We start from the raw sequence: 23,342 nt of genomic DNA, 5'->3' as shown, positions 1-23,342 counted from the left end.
TCAGGCCCCCTTGCCCGGCACCAGCTGCAGGTACAGCGTGGTGACGACGAAGTTGACGAAGAAGAGCATGAGGAACGTGATGACGACCGACTGCATGACCGCCTCGCCGACGCCCTTGGGGCCGGGCGCGGTGTTCAGCCCGCGGTAGCAGGCCACGACGCCGGCGATGAGGCCGAAGATGACCGCCTTGATCTCGCCCACGATCAGGTCCTGGATCTGCGCGAGCGCGGTGAAGCTGGCCAGGTAGGCGCCCGGGGTGCCGCCCTGCACGAGGACGTTGAACACGTAGCCGCCGAGCACGCCGACCACCGAGACGAGGCCGTTGAGCAGCACGGCCGCGGCGACGCAGGCGAGCACGCGGGGCACGACCAGGCGTTGCACCGGCGAGATGCCGATGACCCGCATGGCGTCGATCTCGTCGCGGATCGTCCGGGCGCCGATCTCGGCGCAGATGGCCGCACCGCCGGCGCCGGCGATGACCAGCGTCGTGACGATCGGGGCGGCCTGCTGGACGACGGCCAGCACGCTCGCCGCACCGGTGAACGACTCGGCGCCGACCTGGCGGGTCAGCGTGCCCAGCTGCAGCGCGATGACCGCGCCGAACGGGATGGCCACCAGCATCGCCGGCACCCACGACACGCTGACCACGAACCAGAACTGCTCGAGCAGCTCGCGTCCGGCGAACGGACGCTTGAACGTCATCCGCGCCGTGTCGAGGCCCAGCGCGAACAGGTCGCCGGTGGCGGCCAGCGCGGCGCCGACCGGGCCCGGACGGGGTGGGGTCGGGACTCGTTCACGCTCGTCGTCGTCGGCGACGTACAGCGGCGCGGCGCCGCTGGCGACCCGCTCGCGGTGGCGGGTCGTGGCCGCCCGCGGCTGGCCGCTGCGCGGCACGAGCTGGCGCGGCAGAACCTCGATCGAGCGGGCGCCGGCGTGGCGTGACAGCAGCGCGGTGCCGCCCGGGAAGCCGGCCGGGTCGTCGAACCCGGGGTCGACCGGCACGTCGCGGTGGTCGGTCTCCTCGCTCATGCCGATCGGCCCCTCGGGGTCGCCGCTCATGAACTGCGAGACGACCGGGTGGTCGGTGAGCAGGAACTCCTCGCGCGGGCCGAACATGACCAGCTCGCGGCGGTACAGCATGCCGAGGTTGTCCGGCAGCGTCCGCGCGAGCTCGATGTTGTGCGTGACGACGAGCATCGTGGCGTCCGTGGCGGTGTTGACCTCCATGAGCAGTTGCGCCAGGTTCGACGTGCGCACGGGGTCGAGGCCGGAGTCGGGCTCGTCGATGAGGATGATCGCCGGGTCGGTGACCAGCGCGCGGGCCAGGCCGGCGCGCTTCTTCATGCCGCCGGAGATCTCGCCGGGCACCTTGTGCTCCTGGCCGAGCAGCCCGACGAGGTCGAGCTTCTCGTTGACGATGCGCTTGATCTCGCGCTCGTCCAGCCGGGTGTGCTCGCGCAGCGGGAAGGCGACGTTGTCGTAGACGTTCATGGAGCCGAACAGTGCGCCGTCCTGGAACAGCACCCCGAAGCGCTTGCGCATCTCCAGGCGCTGTGCCTCCTTGGCCTTCACCATGTCGACGCCGTCGACGTGGATGGTGCCGTGCTCGGGCTGCACGAGCCCCATGACGGACTTGAGGAACACCGACTTGCCGGTGCCCGACGGGCCCAGCAGCGCGGTGATCTCGCCCGGCGGGAGCGTGAGGGTCACGTCGCGCCAGATGTTCTGACGCCCGTAGCTCTTGGTGAGCCCCTCGACGACGACGGTGCCGCCCATGTTCCTCCGATCCGTGCGCGTCCCCCGAGGGCGCGCCGTGGTCTGGGTCAGGCGCCGGCCGCCCCCTCAGCCGGCCGGCGCCTGGCGACGAACGTAGGTATGGCGTGCGTCACCCCGGCTCGGTCGAACGACATCGAGCACTTTCGTAATCGTTTCGTAACCTTTCTTTGTCAGCCCCGTCACAAGAAACGACCCGGCGCAAGTCGAAGCGCCGGATCCGGCTTGTGCGGGCCCGAGCGCGCGTGCGTAGATCAGCGTGTCGCCCCCTCGACGTTCGGTGCCCAGTGCACCACGACGGGTGGGAGAGAGCAGTGACCCTCATGGAGATGCCGGCCAGACCGGAACGACCGCGCACGTACCCTTCGGCGCACGAGGTGCCGGACCACCGGCTCGACTCCCTGTGCCACCGCATCGACCAGGCGGTCGTGCGGGCCACGGGCGGCGCCACCGACGAGCTGCTTAGCGAGCTGGTGCGCGCGGCCGTCGACGCGTTCGTCGAGCACGACGCCGACGTCGAGCGCGCGGCCCGCCGGGTCGGCCCGCTCATGGACCGCATCGGCCAGCGCCAGGCGCACCGCGGCTTCACCCCCGCCGACCTGGACGCCGCGTTCGACGTCGCCCGCAGCGCCCTGCACAAGAGCCTGGACAGCGTCGTCGGCGACCTGGTCAACCGCGACGGCCAGGTCGGCCTGCGCGAGGACCTCACCACCTACCTGGCGCGCCTGCACGTGTGGGCGCGCCGCGGCCTAGACCGCACCCACCGCCTGCGCGAGCTCAGCGAGCCCGAGCGGCGCGCCCGCATGGCGACGGCCGCGTTCGGCCGGCAGTCGTCCGCCGAGCTCGTGCAGCTGGCCGCGGTGAGCGGCCTCGACCCGGCCGCGCTCGTCGTCCCGGTGATCTCGCTGGACGCTCCCCTGCCTGCCGCGCTGCTGGACGCGCCGGGGTCGATCCGGGCCGCGGAGCCCACGGCCGTCCTCGTCGCGCACACCTGGGCGCCGGAGGTGCTGGAGGCGCTCGTCGACGGCCCCGCGGTGACCGGCCCGGCCGTGCCGCTCGCCGAGGCCGGCGACGCCGTCGCGCTCACCCGGCGGGCGGTGCGCCTGTTGCGCGAGCGAGGCACGTCCGGACGTCCGCGCCTGGTGGCGTGCGAGGACCTGCTCGGCGAGCTGGTGGCCGAGAGCGACGCCCTGCTGGCCGAGCTGGCGATCCGCAAGCACCTGTCGGTGCTCGACGGCATGCCCGCCCGACGGAAGGTCGACCTGGGCGAGGTGCTGCTCATGTCGCTGGAGCTGGGCCGGCCGACGAACACGATCGCGCGCGAGCTGCACGTGCCGCCGCAGACCGCGCACAGCCGCATGAAGACGGTGCGTGAGCTGTTCGGCCAGGCGCTGGACGACCCGCTGCAGCGGCTCGAGCTCGTCGTCGCCCTGCGCGCCGCCCTCCCCCGCTGGCGCACCCACCTCTGACGCTTCCAGGTACCCGCTCCCTGAGCCTGTCGAAGGGCCCACCGGACGTCCCGGTGGGCCCTTCGCGCGTCCCCGCTCCCCGAGCCTGTCGAGGGGCCCGTTCCTCGAGCGGCACCCGCTCCCCGAGCCTGTCGAGGGGCTCCTTTCGACAAGCTCAAGGAGCGAAGGCCCGCACCCGCTCCCCGAGCCGCGGCCGCGCTCCCCGAGCCTGTCGAGGGGCTTCGACAAGCTCAGCCACCGGACGCCGGCGAGCCGCACCCGCTCCCCGAGCCTGTCGAGGGGCCCGCTCCCCGAGCTTGTCGAGGGGCTCCTTTCGACAAGCTCAAGGAGCGCACCCCGCTCCCCGAGCCGCACCACGCTCCCCGAGCCTGTCGAGGGCCCTCACGCACGACGGAGGGGGCCGGGCCCGCAGGCCCGACCCCCTCCGCGGGTGGTGCTACTTGCTGACCTTCACCCGCACGGCGCCCGTGGCCCGGGCGTTGTAGCGGGCGTCACCGGCGTAGACGGCCTTGACCGTCCAGGTGCCCTTCGCCAGCTTCCGCAGGGTCAGGTCGACGGTGCCGTTGGAGCGGACGTTGCCGCGCACGGTGTACCGCTTGCTGCCCTTCTGGATGGTCACGGTCACGCGGCCGCCGGCTCGCACCGGGCCCGCGCCGCGCACGGTGACGCGGACCTTGCCGGCCTTGCGGCTGGTGGGCTTCTTGGTGACCTTGGCCGCCGCCGAGACGTTGGCCTTCACGACCCGCAGGCCGAGGTTGCGGTACGACGCGAGGTGCGTGCCGTCGCCGCTGTAGGTGACCCGCAGCGTGCGGCTGGCCGGGGCCAGCGTCCGCGGCAGGGTGACGACCGCACGACCGCGGCTGACCGCGGCCCGGACGTTCACGCCCGACCCGGCCACCGTCACGGTGCCACCGGCAGGGCTGCCGCCACGGACCGTCACCGTCCAGCGCACGGTCGAGCCGTACGCGGCGGTGGTGGCACCCGAGACGGCCACGGACGTGCTGGCCTTCGGCACCGTCGCCGGAGCGACGTTCGCCGTCGCCGCCGAGACATCCGTCGCGGTCTCACCGAGCAGCGCGCCCGTGGTGCGCAGCGCGATCTTCTTGCCCACCTGAGCCACCGTCGGCACGAACGTGGTGCCGGTGGCACCCGCGATCGCCTCCCCGTCGGCGAGCCACTGGCGCGTGACGGTCGCAGCGCCGGTGTTGAACCGCGCGGCCGTACCGGTCAGCGTCTGGCCGACCTTCGCCGTGCCCGTCACCGTTCCCTTGCGGAACACAGCGAGCGGGTCCTCCGGCTGGATCGGGCCGATTGGCGCAGAGGTGTCGACGACCTGCTCGTCGCCGAGCCGCAGTGTCGTGCGCAGCACGAGCGTCTCGCCGACGTGGTCGTCGGTCAGGACGAGGTTGGCAGTCGTCGCAACGACGTTGCCGTCGGAGTCCAGCCAGGCGATCGCAGACGTCGCGGCCAGGGCGTTGGCCCTCGCGAGCCGACCGACGAGCCTCTGGCCCGCCTTCGGCGTGCCCGAGATGGAACCGGGCTCCACGACAGCGAGAGGGTCGCCGCTCTCAACGAAGGATCCCGGGGCGCTCTGGACCTCGAACCCCTCCCAGGTGCCGACCGTCACGAACTGCACCAGCTTGCCGACGTGCTCGCGCGTCAGGGCGAACGTCGTCCCGGTGGCGCCGTCGACCGGCTCGCCGTCGACCGTCCACCGCACCGACACCTGGGCATCCGGCCGGGTAAAGGTGGCCGGGACGCCGGTCAGCAGGTCCCCGACCTTGGCGGGCGACGGGGTCACGGAGCCCGCCACCGCCACCCCGAACGCGGTCACCGTGACGGGAGCTGTCGTATGCGTCGACCGGACGCCGCCGAGGAGCGCCTCGGTGCGGAAGGCCACCTGCTTGCCGACCAGCTCGCGCGAGACCTCGAGAGTCGCTCCCGTCGCGTCTGCGATCGGCTCACCGTCAGCGACCCACTGCTGGGTGACGGCCGCTCCACCGGTGAACGTGGCGGAAGTACCGGTCAGGGTCTCACCGACGTACGGGGTTCCCGTGAGGACTCCGGCGGAGTCGAGACGGTACGAGACGCCCGTGGCAGGCCCGGCCGAGACGAGGAAGAACGTGCTGTTGGCTCCTCCGAGACCACCCCCGGCGCGTCCCTGCAGCTCGACCGGGACGTTGACCTCGTCCGAGACCGCGACCTTGTTGGGAATCCAGGCCGCGATCTCCCCGCCCGTCGTCGTCGCGGCCGCCGACGAGTTCGTCGTGGCGACGGCGACGTAGTCGTCACCCGCCGGCAAAGACGTCTTGGTGCCGTCTCCGCCCCACTGCTCGAGCGAGCCGTCCGCCCGAACCGCAACGGCGTGCTGATTCGTCACCGCCACGTCGGAGATCCCGCTGCTTCCGGAAAGTCCGGTGGGCGCCGAGGCCCCCCACGCGACCACGGTGCCGTCGGCTCGCAACGCTGCTCCGAACGTCCCCGACGGCGACGTGAGCACCTTGGTGGACCGGACGAACCCGTCGGCCGCGGGACTCGTCAGCTGGTCAGGCAGCACCGTGGCGCCCGTGCCACTGGTTCCGAACGCCTCGATCGAACCGTCCTGCTTGAGAGCCAGCCCCCACGTCGTGCTGAGTGACATCTGCTCGACCCGGTCTCCCGACAGGTTGGCGATGGACGGCGCACGCTGCCCCCACACGTAGGCGACTCCGTCCCTGTCCCACCCCACGGCGGCGCTCGTGGTGGCATCGATCCCGGCAGCGTTGGACGTCAGCGCAGCGGGAAGACCCGTGACCAGGACCCCGGAGCCCTCGACGGCGTCGACCGTCCCACTGGCGCCGATCCCGAACGTGACCGAGTCACTCGCGCCACCCCGCTCGACGGCCACGTAGCGGGCCGCCCCGTACGTGAGGCGGACCGGAGCGGCGCCAGAAGCCCCCCACACCTCGATCGTTCCTGCTTGGCCGTCCGGTACCCGGACCGGAGCAGCGTGCGCGCTGGGCGCGTTCAACGTGGCGGCGGCGAGGGCAAGCGCCGCGACGGCAGCTCCCCGGCGTGCGAGTGGTCGCATGTGTCCTCCAAGACGGAAGTGCGGACGAGCTCCGCGGGTGACAATGCCTGGTCAGGCAGCCTCCGCAGTTCACCATGGCGAAAGGGCGTGACCTGCGTCACGGCGCCACCCGGCGGTGCGTTTGGGATGAACATCCCATTTCGGGACAGGATGACCCCTCGAACCTGGCGTCGCGGACATGACGCAGGTCACACTCCCGGCATGTTCACTCGCCGCATGGTCGCTGCGCTTACCGCTCTTGCGCTGCTGCCTGCGTTCTCAGCCAGCGCCGCGGAGGACCCGGACCATCCAGGTCTCCCCGCGCAGTCCAAGCCGGGAACGATGAGCGGCAACCGGACGAGCGGCATCCACGAGGTCGCCAGAGCCAAGCAGTGGATCAACTTGCCTGCACTGCACCTCGTGACGTTCGTCGAGGAGCAGGTGACGCTGAAGGACCCGACCTGCCGCGACTACTACCCGTATCAGGAGACACAGTCCTGGAAGGGGAACGTCAACCTCGTCTCTCCCGAAGGCGCGGCACACCCCTATGGACACGCTCCTGTGTTCACCGTGCGCACGGCGGCTCTCGGCGCGGTCCCGGTCGTGGCTCGACTCTCGATCCAGCAGGTCCGTGATGCCGACGGCCTTCCCGTCCCGTGGACGCTCAGCGTGCCCAACAAGACCTTCTGCCCGGGGCTCGGTCCTCATGCCGGTCCCCGCCAGACCGAGCAGCACATCCCGCCAGCCGAGTTCACGGGCGACGTGCAGATCGGTGTCGAGTCACTGGCGGTCGACGGGGTCGACATCCAGCTCACGGGTCAGTGCCGCGCCGAGCGCCCCACCGCGCTCAAGCTCGCGTCACGTGACTACTACGGGCGCGATCCTGACCTTCGTCCGGGTGAGACCGTTCCGTGGGACCCCAGCACCACCCGGTTCTTCACTGGCCCGAACGGAGGCCTGCTCGAGGGAACGGTCGACATCCCCGCCTTCACCGGGTGCACGACAGCCGACGACGACCTCAGTCCGGTGCTGACCGGTCTCGTCTCGCAGGACGACAACCCGGTCTCGGTCCGCGTGAGCCAGCTGCGGGCGGCTTGCGTGCCGTGGGCGTACGACGACAGCTGCACCCCGATGCCGGAGATGGACCTACCGGCGTCACGCCCCTAGGACTCCGTCCCGACGCCCGTCGGGACGGTCAACGGGAAAAAGAGGAGACACACCCATGAAGCGCATTACCAAGGCCGCCGCCCTCGCGGCGACCAGCATCATCGCCCTCGCCCCGGCCGCCATGGCGGCCACGTACACCGTGGCGGTCGGCGGGAACACGACGGTCGGGACGAACGCCTACACCGCCTCGACCGGCGGAATCACCTTCGACACGAACTACGGCGTGCCCATGACGTGCTCGTCCGGCACGGCGGCCGGCAACATCCAGCGCGGCGCCACCTTCACGCCGCCCACTGCCAGCACGGTCGCCACCATCACCGGCACCACCTGGTCTGGATGCATCGCCCCGACGCTGTTCAACACGCAGCTGAACGTGACGCAGGTCGGCACATGGAACCTCAAGGCCGACAGCGCACCGGTCGGCGGTGTCGTCTCCGGTGAGATCACCAACGTCAGTGCCCAGGTGCGCAGCGTCGTCAACGACCTGTGCGAGTTCGACGTCACCGGCACGGTCGACGGCTCGTTCGACACGAACAACCAGACGCTGAGCATCGACGGCGGGTACGGCCTCACCATCAGCAACGTCGTGGGCTGCTTCGGCGAGGTGCTCGACGACGACACCGCCACCTTCGGGGCCGACTACGCCGTCAGCACCACCGGCGGCAGCGTCACCTTCCGATAGGGCAGCGCCCGAAGGCGGGGAGCAGTCCGACCCGTCTGCGGTGCCGGGCCCAGCGCGAATCTGGGCCCGGCACCATCCTCCAACCTAACGATCGAAGGACTGCGTCGTGATGCGTTTCGTCAAGGCCGCCGCCCTGGCCGCCGCCGATCTGCTCACCCTGTCCCCGGCCGCTTCGGCGAACACTCGGAACACCGACACCGGCACCTTCCACCTCGACATCAGCAAGGTTGTCGGTTGCTTCGGCGAGTTCCTCGATGGCGACAAGCTCGACCTCGATGCCGACTATGCCCTCACCACCACCGACGGCAACCTCACGTTCCAGTAGCCCACACCCGCGCTCGTCCTCTCGGGACCGGACGCGTCGATGCACTTCCCCACCCACCCTGAAGAACCGAGAGGAACATCCATGCCCAAGAACCTCATCCGACGCGGACGCGCGGCGGCTGCGATCGCCGCCGCTGTGAGCGCCGTCGCTCTGACCGCCGCACCGGCCAATGCCGTCGTCCTGGACATCGAGTACGACGTGACCGGCACCTCGACGATCGCGTCGACGGGGTCCGAGGTCGCGCTCGGTCCCGCTCTGCTCACGATCGCCGCCGAGAGCGAGGGCGGTCCGGTCACCGGCACGCTGCCGCTGCCCGGCACCCGCACCCAGTTCAAGCTGGCCGGCTTCATCCCGGTGAGCGCGGACGTGAGCTTCGAGGTGGCCGAGCCGCTGACCGGCACCATCACCCGGGTCGGCCGCCAGCGCACCATCGCCACGACCTCCAGCTACTACCTCAAGCTGTCGAACGTGAAGGCCGTGGGCCTGCCGCTGTTCGCCGGCCCGTGGTGCCGTACCAAGGAGCCGATCACCATCAACGCGTCCTCCCCCGCGGGCGAGTACTTCGCGATCGGAAGTGGTGGTCACCTGACCGGCGAGTTCAGCATCGGCAAGTTCCAGAACTGCGGCCTGAACACCCTGCTGATCAACTCGATCATCCCCGGCGACGGCAACACCGTCGATCTCCAGATCGCGAACGGACGCACGATCGGCTGACGCCCGCCGAAGGGCGGCCGGTCTCGGGGCCGGTCGCCCTTCGTCGCGTTCTGGCCCGCGCGAGCCCGGGAGGGGGTAGGAATGGGCCCGAGCACACCACCACGGGGGAACGGGGACCGCCATGGCCGAGATCGAGGGACGCACGTGCGCGCCGGCATGACCGACGCCGACGGACGCGCCGTCGCCCAGCCGCGCCTCGACCCGGAGGCCGCCGCCCTGGCCAAGCGGGTCGCGGAGCTCATCCGCAGCGACGTCACCGCCTACGCCTCCCTGCCCGACGGACGCCTGCGCCGCGCCCTCGACACCGCCGTCGTGTGGGCCGTCGCCCTGCTGCTCGAGCCGCGCCCCGAGCCGGCCACCGGGCGACACGTCGACGAGCTGTTCCGCCGCGTCGGGCACCTGCAGGCCGTGCACGGCCACGACCTTGACAGCGTCCAGGCCGCGTTCCGCGTCGGCGTCCACGCCGTCTGGCAGCACGTCCGCGACCACGGCACCCAGGACGACCTCGTGCGCTTCGGCGCCGCGGTCGAGAACCACGTCGAGCGCATGCTCGAGCAGACCGCGAACGGCTACCACGGCGCCCGGCGCTCGTTCGCTTCCGACCCCGCCCGCACCCGGGCCCGCCTGCTCGAAGCCCTGCTCGACGGCGCCCCGGCCGAGCAGCTGCGCCGGGCCGGCGCCGCCGCGCGCTGGCGCGTCGACGAGCCGCTCGTGCTGCTGGCCGTCGCCGGCGCCGATCCGCTGCCCGACCTCGGCGACGACGTCCTCGTGCGTCCGCGCCCCGAGCCTGCCGTCGTCGTGTGCCGCGCCGAGCTCGTCGACGACGTGCTCGCCCGCCTGGCCGGACGCCGCGTCGCCGCCGGGTGGGCCGTCCCGGCCGAGGAGGTGCCCGACTCGCTGCGCTTCGCCACCCGCGCCCTGACCCTCGTCGACGCCGGCGTGCTGCCCGCCACCGACGTCGTCCGCTGCGCCGACCACGCCACCCAGCTGTGGCTGCACGCCGAGCCGCGCCTGCGCCAGCGGCTCAGCCTCGCACTGCTGCGTCCGTTACTGGCCGAGACCCCGAACTCGCGCGAGATCCTGTCCGAGACGCTGCTCGCCTGGCTCGAGTCGCGCGACAGCGCCCCGGCCATCGCCGCCCGGCTCGGCGTCCACCCGCAGACCATCCGCTACCGCTGGAAGCGCATCAACGAGCTGTTCGGCGAGGACCTGCACGACCCCGAGTTCGTCGTGCAGGTGACGATGCTGCTCAAGGCCACCGTCCCGCTGTGGAAGGCCGGCGACCAGAGCGACGTCGACCGCTTCCACGCGCCCGTCGAGGGGCCGCGGTGAACGTGACGACCCTCGTCGTCGCCCTGGTCGTGCTGGTCGTGACCGGGGTGGCGATGCTGCTCGCTGCCGCGCCGCTGGCCCTCGCGCTCGCCCGCCGCCGGGGGCGTGCGGAGGGCATCTTCGTCGGGGCGTCCGACGCACTGGAGACCGCCGCCCGCGTCGACGCGCTCGTGCTCGACACGTCCGGCACCGTCACCACCGGCTCGCTGCGTGTCGTGCAGGTCGAGCCGATCGACCCCGAGCACGACCGCAACCTGCGCTGGTTCGCCGCGGCGCTTGCCCACACGTCCGACTCCCCCGTCGAGCAGGCCGTCGCGAAGCTCGCGGCCCGCGGCCGGGTGACCGACGTCGTGGCCACGCCCGGCCTGGGGCTCAGCGGCGCCGTCGACCGGCACCCGGTGCGGCTCGGCCGGCCGGACTGGATCGGCCTGGTCGCGCTCGACGGCGTCGGCACGACCGTCGGCGTCGAGGTCGACGGACGTCCGCTCGGGCGGCTCGTGGTGGCCGACGTCGTCCGCGAGCACGCCGCCGAGGTGGTCGGGTCGCTGGCGTCCGACGGCGTGCGGGTCGAGCTGGTCTCTGCGGGGCCGGCGGTCGACACCGCGCACGTGGCCGAGCAGTCCGGCGTCGAGCACTGGCACGCCGAGGCCGACGACGCCCGGCGGGCAGAGGTCGTGGAGCGGCTGCGGGCGTCCGGACGCGTCGTGGGTCTCGTGGGAAGCGCGGCGGTGCCGGGCGCGGACCTCTGGCTCGGACCGGTCGGCTCCGGCGCCGCGCTCGAGCTGGACGACCTGGACGTCCGCCGGGTCGCCCGCGCCCTCGCGCTGGGCCGCGGCACGGTGGCGACTCGCGCCCGGGTGCGGCGCCTCGCCTTCCTCGTCGCCCCCACCCTCGGGGTCCTCACCTACCTGATGGCGTCGCTCTCCCGCTGAGTGTGACGGTTCGGGGGTGATTCGGGCCGATCCACCCCCGAAACGTCACACTCGGCGAGGAAGTAAGCCCGTAACAAACCTCTGCCAGACTCCGGGGGTGCCCGAGACCGACTGGCCGCCGCACCGGCGCGAGCGACGTCCCTGGCGCCAGACCGTGCCCAAGGGCCCGCGCGCCGACCGCGACCTGCGCGAGGTCGAGGTGAGCCTGCCGCCGATGGTCGCGGAGCTCGACTACCCGCTCGAGCGGCCACTGCGGCTCATGATGGACAACGCACTCAACAACCTCGGCCGGCTCGACAACAGCCACGGCAGCCGCCTCGGCGCACTGGACTCGCTGCTGCTGCGCACCGAGTCGGTCGCCTCGTCCAAGATCGAGAACATCGAGTCGAGCCTGTCCGACTACGCACGGGCCCTGTTCGGCGTCCGCGCCAACGCGTCCGCCCGGTCGATGGTCTCGGCCACCGAGGCGCTCGTCGGCATCATCGAGGACGCCGAGTCGACCGGGCAGATCCGCTTGGACGCGCTGCTGCAGGCGCACCGCTCGCTGTTCAGCCGCAGCGCCGAGGACGCGCCGAAGGGCGGCCAGCTGCGTCGCCGGCAGAGCTGGATCGGCGGCAGCGACTACTCCCCGCGCGGCGCCCTGTTCGTCCCACCGCCGCCCGAGACCGTGGACGACTACCTGGACGACCTCGTCGCCTACGCCAACCGCGACGACGTCCCGGTGCTCGTGCAGGCCGCGGTCGTGCACGCGCAGTTCGAGTCGATCCACCCCTTCCACGACGGCAACGGCCGGGTCGGACGCACGCTCGTCCACGCGGTGCTGCGACGCCGCAAGGCGACCCGGCACCTGACCGTGCCGATCGCGTCCGGGCTCGTGGCCAACCGGCAGCGCTACTTCGACGCGCTCGGCGACTACCGCGACGGACGCGCGTACACGCTGATCGGGCTGCTCACCTCGTCCACGCTCATCGCCAGCCACGAGTCGCGGCGCACGGCCACGAACCTGCACGAGATCCGCCAGGCGTGGGCGTCCGCGGTCGGACCCGTGCGCGGCGGGACCGCCCTGGCCCGCCTGCTGGAGCTGCTTCCCCGCGAGCCGATCGTCACCGCCGCCGTCGTCGCCGAGCGCCTCGACGTCACCCTCGCCACTGCCCAGCAGGCCCTGCGCCGCCTGCACGAGGTGGGCGTCGTGGCTCCGACCTCGCGCCGGCCCCGGGACCAGGTGTGGGCGGCCACCGACGTGCTCGACGAGCTGTCGGACCTCAACCTGCGCATCGAGTCCGTGAGCCGCTCGAAGGACGCGCCCGCTCCGTGACCTCGCCCGAGGGGCTGACGACGACGGGGTTGGGTGCTCGGTCCGGTCGGTTTCTCGGCTCGCCTCCGCCCCGCTCGCTGAGCTTGTCGAAGCGTCGCTTCGGTGCATGGTCGTCCAAGGGGCTGATGACGAAGCCGTTGGGTGCGCGCCGCCTGGGCTCGTCGGCTCGCCCACGTCCGCTCCTTGAGCTTGTCGAAACGAGCTTCTCGAAGGCTTGAAAACGTCTGCGATTCCAGTGGATATCGCGTTGTTCCTGTCACCCCTTCGAGGTAGACTAGAACAAACGTTCGACACGGGGGTTTCGGATGATCGGCGACCAGGTTCAGGCACTGCTGGAGGAGTCCAGCGCGCTCGAGCCCTGGATGCTGACCGACCGCGAGATCCGCGCCGAGCTGCAGGCCGCTGCTCAGGCGGCGGCCGCGCTCCAGGCGCTGACCGTCCGGCTCACCGCTGCGGCTACGGATCGTGGCCTGCCCCGTGAGGACGGCTGCACCTCCCCCACCGTCTGGCTGGCCAGCACCACCAACGTCTCCCGAAGCGAGGCGTCGAAGCTGGTCTCGCTGACCCGTCTCGACCCGACTCGCGGCGCCGTCACCCGCGAACGGTGGGCGGCCGGTCGGCTCACGACCGAGCAGGCCCACATCATCCTGAAGGCGCTCGACCAGCTGCCGGAGTGGTTCGTCGACGAGCAGCACGACGACGCCGAAGCCACCCTGCTGGAGCACGCATCCGAGTTCGGCGCCGACGACCTGCGCCGTTTGGCCAACCGGATCGTGGAGGTGGTCGATCCCGACAGCGCGGACGAGATCATCGGGGCGCAGCTGGAGCGGCAGGAGAAGCAGGCCTGGGACGAGACCCACCTGACCATCACGAGGATGGGCAAGGGACGCTCGAGCATCCGTGGTGTGCTGCCCGACGTCCAGGCCGACATGCTCAAGACGGTCCTCGAAGGACTGGCCTCACCCCGACGCGACGGCGCGATCTTCCGCGACGTCGATGGGGAGCACTCCGACGCTGAGATCGGCCGGCTCGACCACGCCCGCCGCATGGGACTCGCGCTCTGCGAGCTCATCGAGCACCTCCCGACCGAGTGCTTCCCGCAGGCCGGCGGCGTCGCCGCGACCGTCACGGTCTCGATGAAGCACGACGACCTGGTCCGCGACCTCGGACGCGCGATGCTCTCCACCGACACCGGGCTCTCCGCCTCGCAGGCCCGCCGCCTGGCCTGCAACGCCGGAATCATCCCCGTCGTGCTCGACGGGAAGAGCCAGCCGATGGACGTCGGGCGGCGCAAGCGGCTCCACGACCAGCACCAGCGCATCGCCCTGGCCACGCGCGACGGCGGCTGCAGCTGGAAGGGCTGCGACCGACCACCCGGCTGGTGTGAAGCCCACCACCTCGTCCCGTGGTCTCAGGGCGGCGAGACATCCATCAACAACGGCGCACTCTTCTGCTTCCTCCACCACCACCTGCTCCACGACTCCGACTGGCAAGCCCGGCTGAGTCACGACGGCGTCGTCGAAGTCATCCCACCAACACGGATCGACCCCCAACAGCGACCCCTGCGGAACGCGAGACACGTCAAGCACCGACCGAGAGTGCTCGAACCCGCCTGACCGCGAAGGGCTCCTTTCGACAAGCTCAAGGAGCGAGCCCGCTGGCTGAGGCTGTCGAAGCCCGCTCCCTGCACCTGTCGAACGGGTCCGCCGGCCTTCCAGAGGATCGCCCCTCCAGGCCGGTCAGCCCTTGTCGATGCACTGCTTGCAGCGCACGTGCCCTCCGCGGCCGTAGAGCTTGTTGCGCGTAGGGATCTGCTGACCGGTCGGACAGTCGCTGTGGTCGTGGTACACGTCAGGATCAGACGAGTTGCTGGAGTAGTACTCGCGAGTCTTCATCACTGGGTTCCTTGGCTGGACGAACGTGGTCACAGCGAACGTAGGAAGGGCGCGGCGACAAGCTGCCCGCTTGAGCTCACTGGACGTGCCGATTCGGACGCCCATCCATCTCGGGCACCTGAGCGCAGGGCTCCGCGATCGTCCCTGATGACTGCGCGGTGAACTGTCCACCATCGAGCATGGTCGGATGGTGGATGTCTCACCGCCCGCCGACCGGGATGGTGGGCGGGTCACCGCGCTCAAGGAGCGAGCCCGCTGGCTGAGCCTGTCGAAGCCCCTGTCGACGGGACCCACCCGGACGGGCCCTGGCCCCAGCGCGGCGTCCGGTGCCAGACTTCTCCTCGTGCCTGGCATCACCGACCTGTCGACCTTCGTGGTCGGCGCGATCCTCATCGTCCTGCTGCCCGGACCGAACTCGATCTACGTCATCTCGGTCGCGGCGCGGCGCGGCGTGCGCGCGGGCTACGCGGCGGCGTGCGGCGTGTTCGTCGGCGACGCGGTGCTCATGACGCTGTCGGCGGTCGGGGCGGCCGGCGCGCTGACCAGCAGCCCGCTGCTGTTCTCGATCGTCAAGTACGCGGGCGCGGCCTACCTCGCGTGGCTGGCGCTCGGGATGCTGCGCTCGGTGCCCGGGCTGCTGCGGCGCACGCCCGAGCAGACCCGCCAGGACGTCATCGACGAGGCGCCCATGGAGGCGCCGCAGGAGCGACCGTTCCGCAAGGCGCTCGTCGTCAGCCTGCTCAACCCCAAGGCGATCCTGTTCTTCATCGCCTTCTTCGTGCAGTTCGTCGACCCCGACTACGCCTACCCGGCGCTGGCGTTCCTCGAGCTCGGCCTCATCGTGCAGGCGGCGAGCTTCCTGTACCTGTCGGCGCTGATCTTCGGCGGCGTCCGGCTGGCGCAGGTCTTCCGCGACCGCAAGGCGCTCGCGGCCGGCGGCACGTCGATCGTCGGGGCCGCGTTCATCGGCTTCGCGGTCAAGCTGTCGCTCGCGTCCGCCTGAGCGGACGCGCGACCGTCGCGGTCAGCCGCGCTGACGACGCCAGGCGAACGCGCACCCGGCGGCGATGACCAGCACGATCGCCAGGCCGGCACCCGTCCAGACGCGCTCGAGGTCGGACGCACCCAGCGGCACCTCCGAGGTGACGAAGATGCCGTCGGCGACGTCCTCGTACGAGTCCCACGAGACCGTGCGGTTGTCGACGTCGCCGTCGGTGTCGACGATGTCGCCCGGGAACGTCAGCGAGAGGTTCAGGTCGACGCCCGACTGCTGCGCGTACTGCACCTCCTCCTCGCTGCCCTCGACGGTGAGCTTGTACTCGTCGCCGTCGCGCTCGAAGACGTAGCGCGGGTCGTCGCCGACGAGCAGCTGGGTGAACTCCTTCATCGACAGGTCGTCGAAGGTGGCCACGAAGCCGAACACGTCGCCGCGGTTGAACTCGTCGATCGTCACGTCGACGTCGTCGCGGTCCTCCAGCGACTCCAGCGTCTCCTTCTGGATGACCTGCGACAGCGGGTCCTCCTCGTCCAGATCCACGCCGTACGGCGCCAGCAGCTGGCTGACCTCGTCGCGGTCGATGGCCGCCTCGATCGTGCCGCTCACCGTCTGGTCGCGACCGACGCGCGCGTCGATGTCCAGGTCGGTGCAGGCGCTCAGCACGAAGCTGAGGGCGAGAAGCAGGGCGACGGGCGCGGCTCGGCGCATCGTGGGCCTTTCGGGACGGGGACGGACGCGCCGTACCGGGCGTCCACGAACGCCCCGACTGTACCGGCGCCGGCTGTGCCTCTCTGCTAGACCTGGGACGTGGAGATCTGGATGAACCCCGCGTGCGCCAAGTGCCGCACCGCCAAGTCCGCGCTCGACGAGGCCGGCGTCGAGTACACCGAGCGCCGCTACCTCGACGACCCGCCGACCGCCGCCGAGCTGCGCGACGTGCTCGGACGCCTCGGACTGGAGCCGTGGGACGTCACGCGGATGAACGAGGCGATCGCCAAGGAGCTGGAGCTCAAGGCCCTCCCCCGCGACGCCGAGCACCGTGACGAGTGGGTCGACCACCTGGTGGCGAACCCGAAGTTGATCCAGCGCCCGATCATCACCGCCGACGACGGCACCACCGTCGTCGCCCGCGACCCCGAGACGCTCGCGAAGGTCGTCCCGAGCACCGCTCCCTGAGCCCGTCGAAGGGCCTCAGAGGTTGCCGCGGCGGTCCTGCTCGCGCTCGATCGCCTCGAACAGCGCCTTGAAGTTGCCCTTGCCGAAGCCGAGCGAGCCGTGCCGCTCGATCAGCTCGAAGAACACGGTGGGCCGGTCGCCGAGCGGCTTGGTGAAGATCTGCAGCAGGTAGCCGTCCTCGTCGCGATCGACCAGGATGCCGCGCTTCTGCAGCTCCTCGATCGGCACACGCACCTCGCCGATGCGGGCGCGCAGCTCGGGGTCCTCGTAGTACGAGTCCGGCGTCGTCAGGAACACGACGCCCTCGCCGCGCAGCGCGTCCACGGCGGCCAGGATGTCGTTCGTCGCCAGGGCCAGGTGCTGGGCGCCGGGACCGTCGTAGAACTCCAGGAACTCGTCGATCTGCGAGCGCTTCTTGGCGATGGCCGGCTCGTTCAGCGGGAACTTCACCCGGTGGTTCCCGTTGGCCACCACCTTGCTCATGAGCGCGGAGTAGTCGGTGGCGATGTCGTCGCCGATGAACTCGGCCATGTTGGTGAAGCCCATGACCCGGCGGTAGAAGTCGACCCACTCCTCCATGCGGCCCAGCTCGACGTTGCCGACGACGTGGTCGAGCGCCTGGAAGATGCGCCGCGGAGCCCCGTCGCGCTTGCGGTAGGTGGACGTCCGCGCGACGTAGCCGGGCAGGTACGGCCCGGTGTAGCGGCTGCGGTCGACCAGCGTGTGCCGCGTGTCGCCGTAGGCGGCGATGGCCGCGACGCGCACGGTGCCGTGCTCGTCGGTGATGTCGTGCGGCTCGTCGAGCACGGTCGCGCCGACCGAGCGCGCGTGCTCGACGCAGCGGTCGACGTCCGGCACCTCGAGCGCGATGTCGCTGACGCCGTCGCCGTGCCGCGCGTGGTGGGCGACGAGGTCGCTCGCGGGATCGACGCCGCCCTTGATGACGAAGCGCACCGCGCCGCTGGTCAGCACGAACGCGACGTGGTCGCGGTTGCCGGTCTCGGGGCCGGAGTAGGCGACCAGGTCCATCCCGAACGCGGACTGGAAGAAGTGGGCGCTCTGGGTCGCGTTGCCGACCGTCCAGACGACGGCGTCCCAGCCGGTCACCGGGAACGGGTCGGCGGCGTCGTCGTGGTCGACGAGACCCACGAGCTGCTGGAGCGTCGCCAGGTCGAGCTCGGCGAGCCGCTCGGCGTCGGTCAGGGTGTCCTGCAGGGTCATGGCACGGTCCTCTCGGGTGGGGTGGTCCGATCGAAGGACCGCGCGGGGTCGACTGGCAACCTGCCCAGAAACACCTGGTCAGGACGCCCAGACCGGCCGCGTAGACCGACGGATGACCTGGCAACCTGCCTAGCCTGACGTCCATGAGCCACCACCTGGACGCGCTCGACCTCGCGCTGCTGCACGCCCTCGCCGAGCACCCGCGCGCCGGCGACCTGGAGCTGTCGCGCACGACCGGCGTCGCCCGCGCCACCGTGCAGTCGCGGCTGCGCCGGCTGGCCGACGACGGCGTGCTGCGCGACTGGTCGCCGACCGTCGAACCCGCCGCCGCCGGCTTCGGCGTGCAGGCGTTCGTCACGCTCGAGATCGCCCAGGGCGCGCTCGAGCAGGTCGCCGCCGACCTGGCCGGCATCCCGCAGGTGCTCGAGGCGCACGCCACCACCGGCACCGCCGACGTGCTGTGCAAGCTGGCCGCCCGCTCGAACGACGAGCTCCAGGACGTGCTGCTGCGCCTGGCGCGCACCGGCGCCGTCGTCCGCTCGACCAGCGTCATGGTGCTGTCGACGCTCATCGCGCCGCGTGTGCTGGAGCTGCTCGACACGTCCGAGGCGCCGCTCCCCCGCTCGCCCGCCTTCCGCTGAGGGTCTTGCGCCGGGTGTCCCGGCAGGAGGACGCTGACCACCACCGTCCACGAACGGAGACCACCATGGCCGTCGTCAGCGTCGAGCCCGACCTCGAGCAGCACACCCTCACCGCCACCGTCCATCTCGACGCTCCCGTCGAGCGCGTCTGGCTGCTGTGGTCCGACCCGCGCCGGCTCGAGAAGTGGTGGGGACCGCCCGGCTACCCGGCCACCGTCCGCGACCACGACCTCACGCCCGGCGGGCGCGTCCGGTACTTCATGACCAGCCCCGAGGGCGAGAAGCTGCCCGGCTGGTGGCACGTGGACGAGGTCGAGGTGCCGAACCACCTGGCCTTCACCGACGGGTTCGCCGACGACTCCTTCGAGCCGGTCGAGGGCATGCCGGCCGGACGCTCCGACGTCCGGCTCACCGCGCGCGACGGCGGCACCGAGCTGGTCTGGGTGACGCGCTACGACACCCGCGAGGCGCTCGAGCAGATCATCGGGATGGGCGCGGTGGAGGGCACGAGCCAGGCCCTGGAGCAGATGGACGCCGTGCTCGACTGAGTGCTTGACCCGGCGCCGGCTGGGTACCACCGGGACATGAAGATCGCGATCCTGACCTCGAACGCCGGCGTCGAGCACTCCGAGCTCGCCGACCCCCGCCAGACCGTCCTCGACCAGGGCTGGGACCTCGACCTCCTGGCCCCCGAGGCCGGCGAGGTGAAGACGGTCACCGGCGACACCGACCCGACCGACACGTTCACCGCCGACCAGGCGGTCAAGGACGCCAGCCCGACCGACTACGACGCGCTGATCCTGCCCGGCGGCACCATCAACGCCGACACCCTGCGTCTCGATGAGGTCGCCATGACGTTCGTCAAGGGCTTCGTCGACGCCGGCAAGCCGGTCGCCGCCATCTGCCACGGCCCGTGGGCGCTCGTGCAGACCGACGTCGTGGGCGGCAAGACGCTCACGTCGTACCCCTCGCTGCGCGTCGACATCCAGAACGCGGGCGGCACCTGGGTGGACGAGCAGGTGCAGGTGTGCACCGCCGAGGACTGGACGCTCATCACCTCGCGCACCCCCGACGACCTCGAGGCGTTCACCGCCAAGATCGTGGAGGTCTTCGGCGCCGCCGCCTGATCCTCCCCGTTGCCAGCCGCTCCCCGGGTCCGCCTTCCTCCACGGCCCCCGGGGAGCGGCGCGTCCGGCCTCGTTTGGCGGCGTTTCGCCGCTACCGCGAAACTTCTTTGGCGCACGACGCGGCTGCCGATGGGAGCGACGGTGACCGGATCCGGCCACCGTCCGTCGTCCCGGAGCACGCTCGATGTCCCTGCCCTCCCCGCGCCGGCGCCGCGTCCGCCGCGCGCTGCTCACCGCCCTGCCGACCGCCCTCGCCGGCGCCGCGCTCGTCGCCGCGACCCTCGCCGCGACCGGTCCTAGGCTGGCGCCCGTGGCGTTCGCCAACCAGTCCTCGCCGAACCCGTTCGCGGGGACCGTGCCGTGGGTCGACCCGTACTCCGACGCCGCCCGCGCCGCCGCCGCCGAGCCCGACGCCTGGCGGAAGGCGATGCTGGAGAAGGTGGCCCGCGGCGGCAGCGCCGACTGGATCGGCGACTGGACGCCGGCCCCGCGCCAGACCGTCGCGCAGCGCGTCACCCAGGTGACGGCAGCCGGCGCGGTGCCGGTGCTCGTCGCCTACAACATCCCGCAGCGCGACTGCGGCCTGTACTCCGCCGGTGGCGCCCACTCGGCCGAGGCGTACAAGGCGTGGATCGACGAGGTCGCCGCGGGCATCGGCTCGCGCAAGGCCGCCGTCGTGCTCGAGCCGGACGCCCTGGCCAGCCTCGACTGCCTGTCGGCCACCGACCAGGCCCGTCGGTACGAGCTGCTGTCGTACGCGGTCACCGCGTTCAACCGCTACCCGGCGATCGCCACCTACCTCGACGCCGGCAACGCCGGCTGGCAGCCCGCGTCTGTCATGGTCGACCGGCTCAAGAAGGCGAACGTCCTCGGCGCCCGCGGCTTCGCGCTCAACGTCAGCAACTTCGGCTGGACGACCGACAACGTCGCCTACGGCCGGTCGCTGTCGTCGCGCATCGGCTGGAAGAAGTTCGTCGTCGACACGAGCCGCAACGGGCTGGGACCAGCCGAAGGGTTCGAGCACTGGTGCAACCCGCCCGAGCGCGCGCTCGGCCCGCTCCCCCTGACCCCGGTGAAGGACGACCTGGTGGACGCACTGCTGTGGATCAAGGTGCCCGGCCAGTCCGACGGCGAGTGCAGCCGGGCCGAGCCGTCGGCCGGGACGTTCTGGGCCGACTACGCGATCGGTCTGGCCGCCCGCGCCGCGTCCTGACGTCGCGCCGGCCGGCTACAGACCGCCGCCGACCCGCAGCACCGTGCCCGTGACGTAGGACGCCTCGTCCGACAGCAGCCACTGCACCGCGGCGGCGACCTCGTCGGGCTGACCGGCCCGCCGCATCGGGATCCGCTGCGCGACCCGCGCCGGGCGGTCGGGCTCGCCCGCGCGGGCATGGATGCCGGTCTCGATCGTCCCGGGCGACACCGCGTTGACCCGGATGCCGCGGGTCGCGACCTCGCGGCCCAGCCCCACGGTGAACGACTCCAGTCCGCCCTTCGACGCGGCGTAGGCGACGTACTCGCCGGGCGAGCCGGTGACCGCCGCGATGGACGTGACGTTGACGATCGCACGTCCGCCGGCCTCGTCGTCCGCCGTCCAGCGGCGCACGGCCTCGCGGCACAGCCGCACCGGGCCGGCGAGGTTCACCGCCAGCACCCGGTCGAGCACGTGGTCGGCGAGCGACTCGATCGGGCCCAGCGGCCCGGTGATACCGGCGTTGTTGACCAGCCCGGTGACTCGGCCGAGCTCCGCCGCCGTGTCGAGGATCGTGGTCGCCGCGGCCGGGTCGGCCACGTCGGCCCGCAGCCGGACGACCGCCGGACCACCGTCGAGCGCCTCGAGCTCACCGGCGTCGGGCGAGGCGTGCACGGCGAGCACGGCGTGCCCGGCGGCGTGCAGCCGCCGCACCACGTCGGCGCCGATCCCACGCGTGCCACCGGTGACCACCACGACCGAGTCCATGGCCGCAGCCTAGGAGCCGGGCCCGGAGTCCAGGACGTGACTGACGCTGCGCCCTGGACAATGGTGTGTGTCGCACACTATCGTGCCGCTCATGGATGACGACGTCCTCGCCGGACACCTGCAGGAGCTGCGCCGCGGCACCGTGGTGATGGCCGCGCTGGCCACCCTCACGCGTCCGACCTACGGGTACGCGCTGCTCGAGACGCTGGCCGACGCCGGCTTCGCGGTCGAGGGCAACACGCTCTACCCGCTGCTGCGCCGCCTGGAGAAGCAGGGCCTGCTCACCAGCGAGTGGAACACCGAGGAGTCGCGCCCGCGCAAGTTCTACGAGGTCAGCGACGAGGGACGCGCCCTGCTGGACGCGCTGCTCGCCGAGTGGCAGACCCTTCACACGTCCGTCGAGAGCCTGAGGTGAGCACCATGCCCGCGACCACCACGTCCCTGGCCGAGCGCTACGTCCACGCCGTCACCCGGCGGCTGCCCGAGGAGCAGCGCGCCGACGTCGCCGACGAGCTGCGCGCCAGCATCGCCGACCGGGTCGAGTCGCTGCTCGAGGAGCGGCCCGACCTCGACCCGGCCACGGCGGAGCGCGAGGCGGTCGCCGAGCTGGGCGAGCCGAGCACGCTGGCCGGCGCCTACACCGGACGTCCACGCCAGCTGCTCGGTCCGGAGGTCTACCCGGCCTGGGAGCGCACGGTCCGCGCGATCCTCCTGGTCGCCGTGCCGGTGTCCACGCTCGCGTTCGCCGTCGTCCAGGTGGCGGTCGGCAAGACGTTCGGCGAGGTCGTCGGCAGCGTCGTGTGGATCATGCTGAGCCTCGTCGTGCACATCGTCTTCTGGACGACGCTGGTGTTCGTGCTCGCCGAGCGCAGCAGCGCCGACAGCGGCGTCCGCGAGAGCCTGGACGTCGACTGGAGCCCCGACGACCTGCCCGACGCCCCGCAGCGCCGCGGCTCGCTCACCGACCTCGTCGCCGCGCTCACCTTCCAGGCGCTGCTCGCGGGCCTGCTCGTCTGGCAGCAGGTGCGTCCGCCGCTGTCGCTGGACGGCGCGGACGTGCCGGTGCTGGACCCGGACCTGTGGCGCTCGTGGTTCCCGGTGATCCTCGCGCTGCTGGTCGTCGAGGCCGGCTTCGAGGTGGTCAAGTACCGCGTCGGCGGCTGGACGCGTCCGCTCGCCGTGGCCAACGTCGCGCTCGGCGCCCTCTTCGCCCTGCCGTTCGTCTACCTGGGCTGGACCGAGCAGCTGCTGAACCCCGACGCGGTGCTGGCGATCCAGCAGGACTGGGCCGGCTTCTCCCCCGGCACGACGCACGCCGTCGTCGCCCTCGTCGCCGTCGCGATCTGGCTGTGGGACTCGGTCGACGGCTTCGTGCGGGTGCACCGGACCCAGGGCGCGCCCACGCGCTGAGCCCGGTGGCGGCGGTCACGCGAAGATGTTCCGCGCAACCGCTTCAGCATCGCCACGGCGTGCCGATGAGACGTCCTGGCGCAACGCGTGCGGCCTGCCCGGCCACACCCACCGACGCACTCGCTCGTCGGACGGTCAACCCCTTTCCTCGATCGTC

Annotated in this window: 22 protein-coding genes; 17 read left to right on the top strand and 5 right to left on the bottom strand. The window is 71.8% G+C overall.

Annotation, left to right across the window (positions count from 1 at the left end; translation table 11 throughout):
- The gene (locus HGAM_RS21075) at positions 1 to 1,776 is read right to left on the bottom strand and encodes an ABC transporter permease (protein ID WP_081591901.1); all 1,776 of its coding nucleotides are present in this window, start codon (positions 1,774 to 1,776) and stop codon (positions 1 to 3) included.
- 374 nt (positions 1,777 to 2,150) lie between these two features.
- Here HGAM_RS21075 and HGAM_RS08920 point away from each other — a divergent pair, with 374 nt between their 5' ends.
- Positions 2,151 to 3,242 carry a helix-turn-helix domain-containing protein gene (locus HGAM_RS08920; protein ID WP_019145142.1) on the top strand — a complete coding sequence of 364 codons (1,092 nt, stop codon included), beginning with the start codon at positions 2,151 to 2,153 and terminating at the stop codon, positions 3,240 to 3,242.
- A gap of 436 nt (positions 3,243 to 3,678) precedes the next feature.
- Here the strand turns inward: HGAM_RS08920 and HGAM_RS08915 are convergent, their stop codons facing one another.
- Positions 3,679 to 5,628, bottom strand: a complete 1,950-nt coding sequence (locus HGAM_RS08915) for an Ig-like domain repeat protein (RefSeq protein WP_172636437.1) — start codon at positions 5,626 to 5,628, stop codon at positions 3,679 to 3,681.
- An 885-nt stretch (positions 5,629 to 6,513) separates the two neighbouring features.
- On the opposite strand from HGAM_RS08915, the gene HGAM_RS08910 reads away from it, so the two are divergent.
- The 9 genes from HGAM_RS08910 to leuE all read left to right on the top strand — a co-directional run bounded on the left by HGAM_RS08910 (position 6,514) and on the right by leuE (position 15,656).
- The gene (locus HGAM_RS08910; RefSeq protein ID WP_019145140.1) at positions 6,514 to 7,458 is read left to right on the top strand and encodes a hypothetical protein; all 945 of its coding nucleotides are present in this window, start codon (positions 6,514 to 6,516) and stop codon (positions 7,456 to 7,458) included.
- A gap of 55 nt (positions 7,459 to 7,513) precedes the next feature.
- Positions 7,514 to 8,140 carry a hypothetical protein gene (locus HGAM_RS08905; RefSeq protein WP_019145139.1) on the top strand — a complete coding sequence of 209 codons (627 nt, stop codon included), beginning with the start codon at positions 7,514 to 7,516 and terminating at the stop codon, positions 8,138 to 8,140.
- A gap of 106 nt (positions 8,141 to 8,246) precedes the next feature.
- On the top strand, positions 8,247 to 8,465 hold the full coding sequence (locus HGAM_RS08900; RefSeq protein WP_019145138.1) for a hypothetical protein: 219 nt from the start codon (positions 8,247 to 8,249) through the stop codon (positions 8,463 to 8,465).
- Between the two features lie 81 nt (positions 8,466 to 8,546).
- Positions 8,547 to 9,179: a hypothetical protein gene (locus HGAM_RS08895; protein ID WP_019145137.1), complete on the top strand. Its 633-nt coding sequence runs from the start codon at positions 8,547 to 8,549 to the stop codon at positions 9,177 to 9,179.
- A 144-nt stretch (positions 9,180 to 9,323) separates the two neighbouring features.
- Positions 9,324 to 10,511 carry a helix-turn-helix domain-containing protein gene (locus HGAM_RS08890; RefSeq protein ID WP_019145136.1) on the top strand — a complete coding sequence of 396 codons (1,188 nt, stop codon included), beginning with the start codon at positions 9,324 to 9,326 and terminating at the stop codon, positions 10,509 to 10,511.
- A complete protein-coding gene (locus HGAM_RS08885) occupies positions 10,508 to 11,443 on the top strand; it encodes an HAD family hydrolase (protein ID WP_019145135.1) in 936 nt (311 codons plus the stop codon). Before HGAM_RS08890 ends, HGAM_RS08885 begins: the two co-directional genes overlap by 4 nt.
- A 97-nt stretch (positions 11,444 to 11,540) precedes the next feature.
- Positions 11,541 to 12,758 carry a Fic family protein gene (locus tag HGAM_RS08880; RefSeq protein WP_019145134.1) on the top strand — a complete coding sequence of 406 codons (1,218 nt, stop codon included), beginning with the start codon at positions 11,541 to 11,543 and terminating at the stop codon, positions 12,756 to 12,758.
- Between the two features lie 305 nt (positions 12,759 to 13,063).
- Positions 13,064 to 14,374, top strand: coding sequence for an HNH endonuclease signature motif containing protein (locus tag HGAM_RS18530; protein ID WP_019145133.1), 1,311 nt, complete (start codon positions 13,064 to 13,066; stop codon positions 14,372 to 14,374).
- 622 nt (positions 14,375 to 14,996) lie between these two features.
- A complete protein-coding gene (gene leuE / locus HGAM_RS08865; RefSeq protein WP_019145131.1) occupies positions 14,997 to 15,656 on the top strand; it encodes a leucine efflux protein LeuE in 660 nt (219 codons plus the stop codon).
- A gap of 21 nt (positions 15,657 to 15,677) precedes the next feature.
- Here leuE and HGAM_RS08860 read toward each other — a convergent pair whose 3' ends face one another.
- Positions 15,678 to 16,358, bottom strand: a complete 681-nt coding sequence (locus HGAM_RS08860; protein WP_019145130.1) for an LppM family (lipo)protein — start codon at positions 16,356 to 16,358, stop codon at positions 15,678 to 15,680.
- 99 nt (positions 16,359 to 16,457) lie between these two features.
- On the opposite strand from HGAM_RS08860, the gene HGAM_RS08855 reads away from it, so the two are divergent.
- Entirely contained in the window at positions 16,458 to 16,826 is a 369-nt protein-coding gene (locus HGAM_RS08855) for an ArsC/Spx/MgsR family protein (RefSeq protein WP_019145129.1), read from the top strand.
- Between the two features lie 15 nt (positions 16,827 to 16,841).
- Here HGAM_RS08855 and hppD read toward each other — a convergent pair whose 3' ends face one another.
- On the bottom strand, positions 16,842 to 18,047 hold the full coding sequence (gene hppD, locus HGAM_RS08850; protein ID WP_019145128.1) for a 4-hydroxyphenylpyruvate dioxygenase: 1,206 nt from the start codon (positions 18,045 to 18,047) through the stop codon (positions 16,842 to 16,844).
- Between the two features lie 143 nt (positions 18,048 to 18,190).
- Between hppD and HGAM_RS08845 the strand changes: the two genes are divergently transcribed.
- The 4 genes from HGAM_RS08845 (at position 18,191) to HGAM_RS08830 (ending at position 21,028) form a co-directional block, all read left to right on the top strand.
- Positions 18,191 to 18,688 (top strand): Lrp/AsnC family transcriptional regulator, encoded by a 498-nt coding sequence (locus HGAM_RS08845; protein WP_019145127.1) that lies wholly within the window; start codon positions 18,191 to 18,193, stop codon positions 18,686 to 18,688.
- 65 nt (positions 18,689 to 18,753) lie between these two features.
- Complete coding sequence (locus HGAM_RS08840; protein ID WP_019145126.1) at positions 18,754 to 19,236, top strand: SRPBCC family protein; 483 nt, start codon at positions 18,754 to 18,756, stop codon at positions 19,234 to 19,236.
- Between the two features lie 36 nt (positions 19,237 to 19,272).
- Positions 19,273 to 19,815 (top strand): type 1 glutamine amidotransferase domain-containing protein, encoded by a 543-nt coding sequence (locus tag HGAM_RS08835; protein ID WP_019145125.1) that lies wholly within the window; start codon positions 19,273 to 19,275, stop codon positions 19,813 to 19,815.
- A gap of 184 nt (positions 19,816 to 19,999) precedes the next feature.
- The gene (locus HGAM_RS08830) at positions 20,000 to 21,028 is read left to right on the top strand and encodes a glycoside hydrolase family 6 protein (protein WP_019145124.1); all 1,029 of its coding nucleotides are present in this window, start codon (positions 20,000 to 20,002) and stop codon (positions 21,026 to 21,028) included.
- Between the two features lie 15 nt (positions 21,029 to 21,043).
- On the opposite strand, the gene HGAM_RS08825 is transcribed toward HGAM_RS08830, so the two are convergent.
- Complete coding sequence (locus HGAM_RS08825; protein WP_019145123.1) at positions 21,044 to 21,775, bottom strand: SDR family NAD(P)-dependent oxidoreductase; 732 nt, start codon at positions 21,773 to 21,775, stop codon at positions 21,044 to 21,046.
- Positions 21,776 to 21,866: 91 nt separating this feature from the next.
- Between HGAM_RS08825 and HGAM_RS08820 the strand changes: the two genes are divergently transcribed.
- Both HGAM_RS08820 and HGAM_RS18525 read left to right on the top strand, forming a co-directional pair.
- The gene (locus HGAM_RS08820; protein ID WP_019145122.1) at positions 21,867 to 22,190 is read left to right on the top strand and encodes a PadR family transcriptional regulator; all 324 of its coding nucleotides are present in this window, start codon (positions 21,867 to 21,869) and stop codon (positions 22,188 to 22,190) included.
- 5 nt (positions 22,191 to 22,195) lie between these two features.
- Entirely contained in the window at positions 22,196 to 23,185 is a 990-nt protein-coding gene (locus HGAM_RS18525) for an HAAS signaling domain-containing protein (protein WP_147543636.1), read from the top strand.
- Positions 23,186 to 23,342: the final 157 nt, after the last annotated feature.

Source organism: Aeromicrobium massiliense JC14 (genome assembly GCF_000312105.1).
Taxonomy (GTDB): Bacteria; Actinomycetota; Actinomycetes; order Propionibacteriales; family Nocardioidaceae; genus Aeromicrobium; species Aeromicrobium massiliense.
This window is presented reverse-complemented; position numbering and strand designations above follow the sequence as displayed.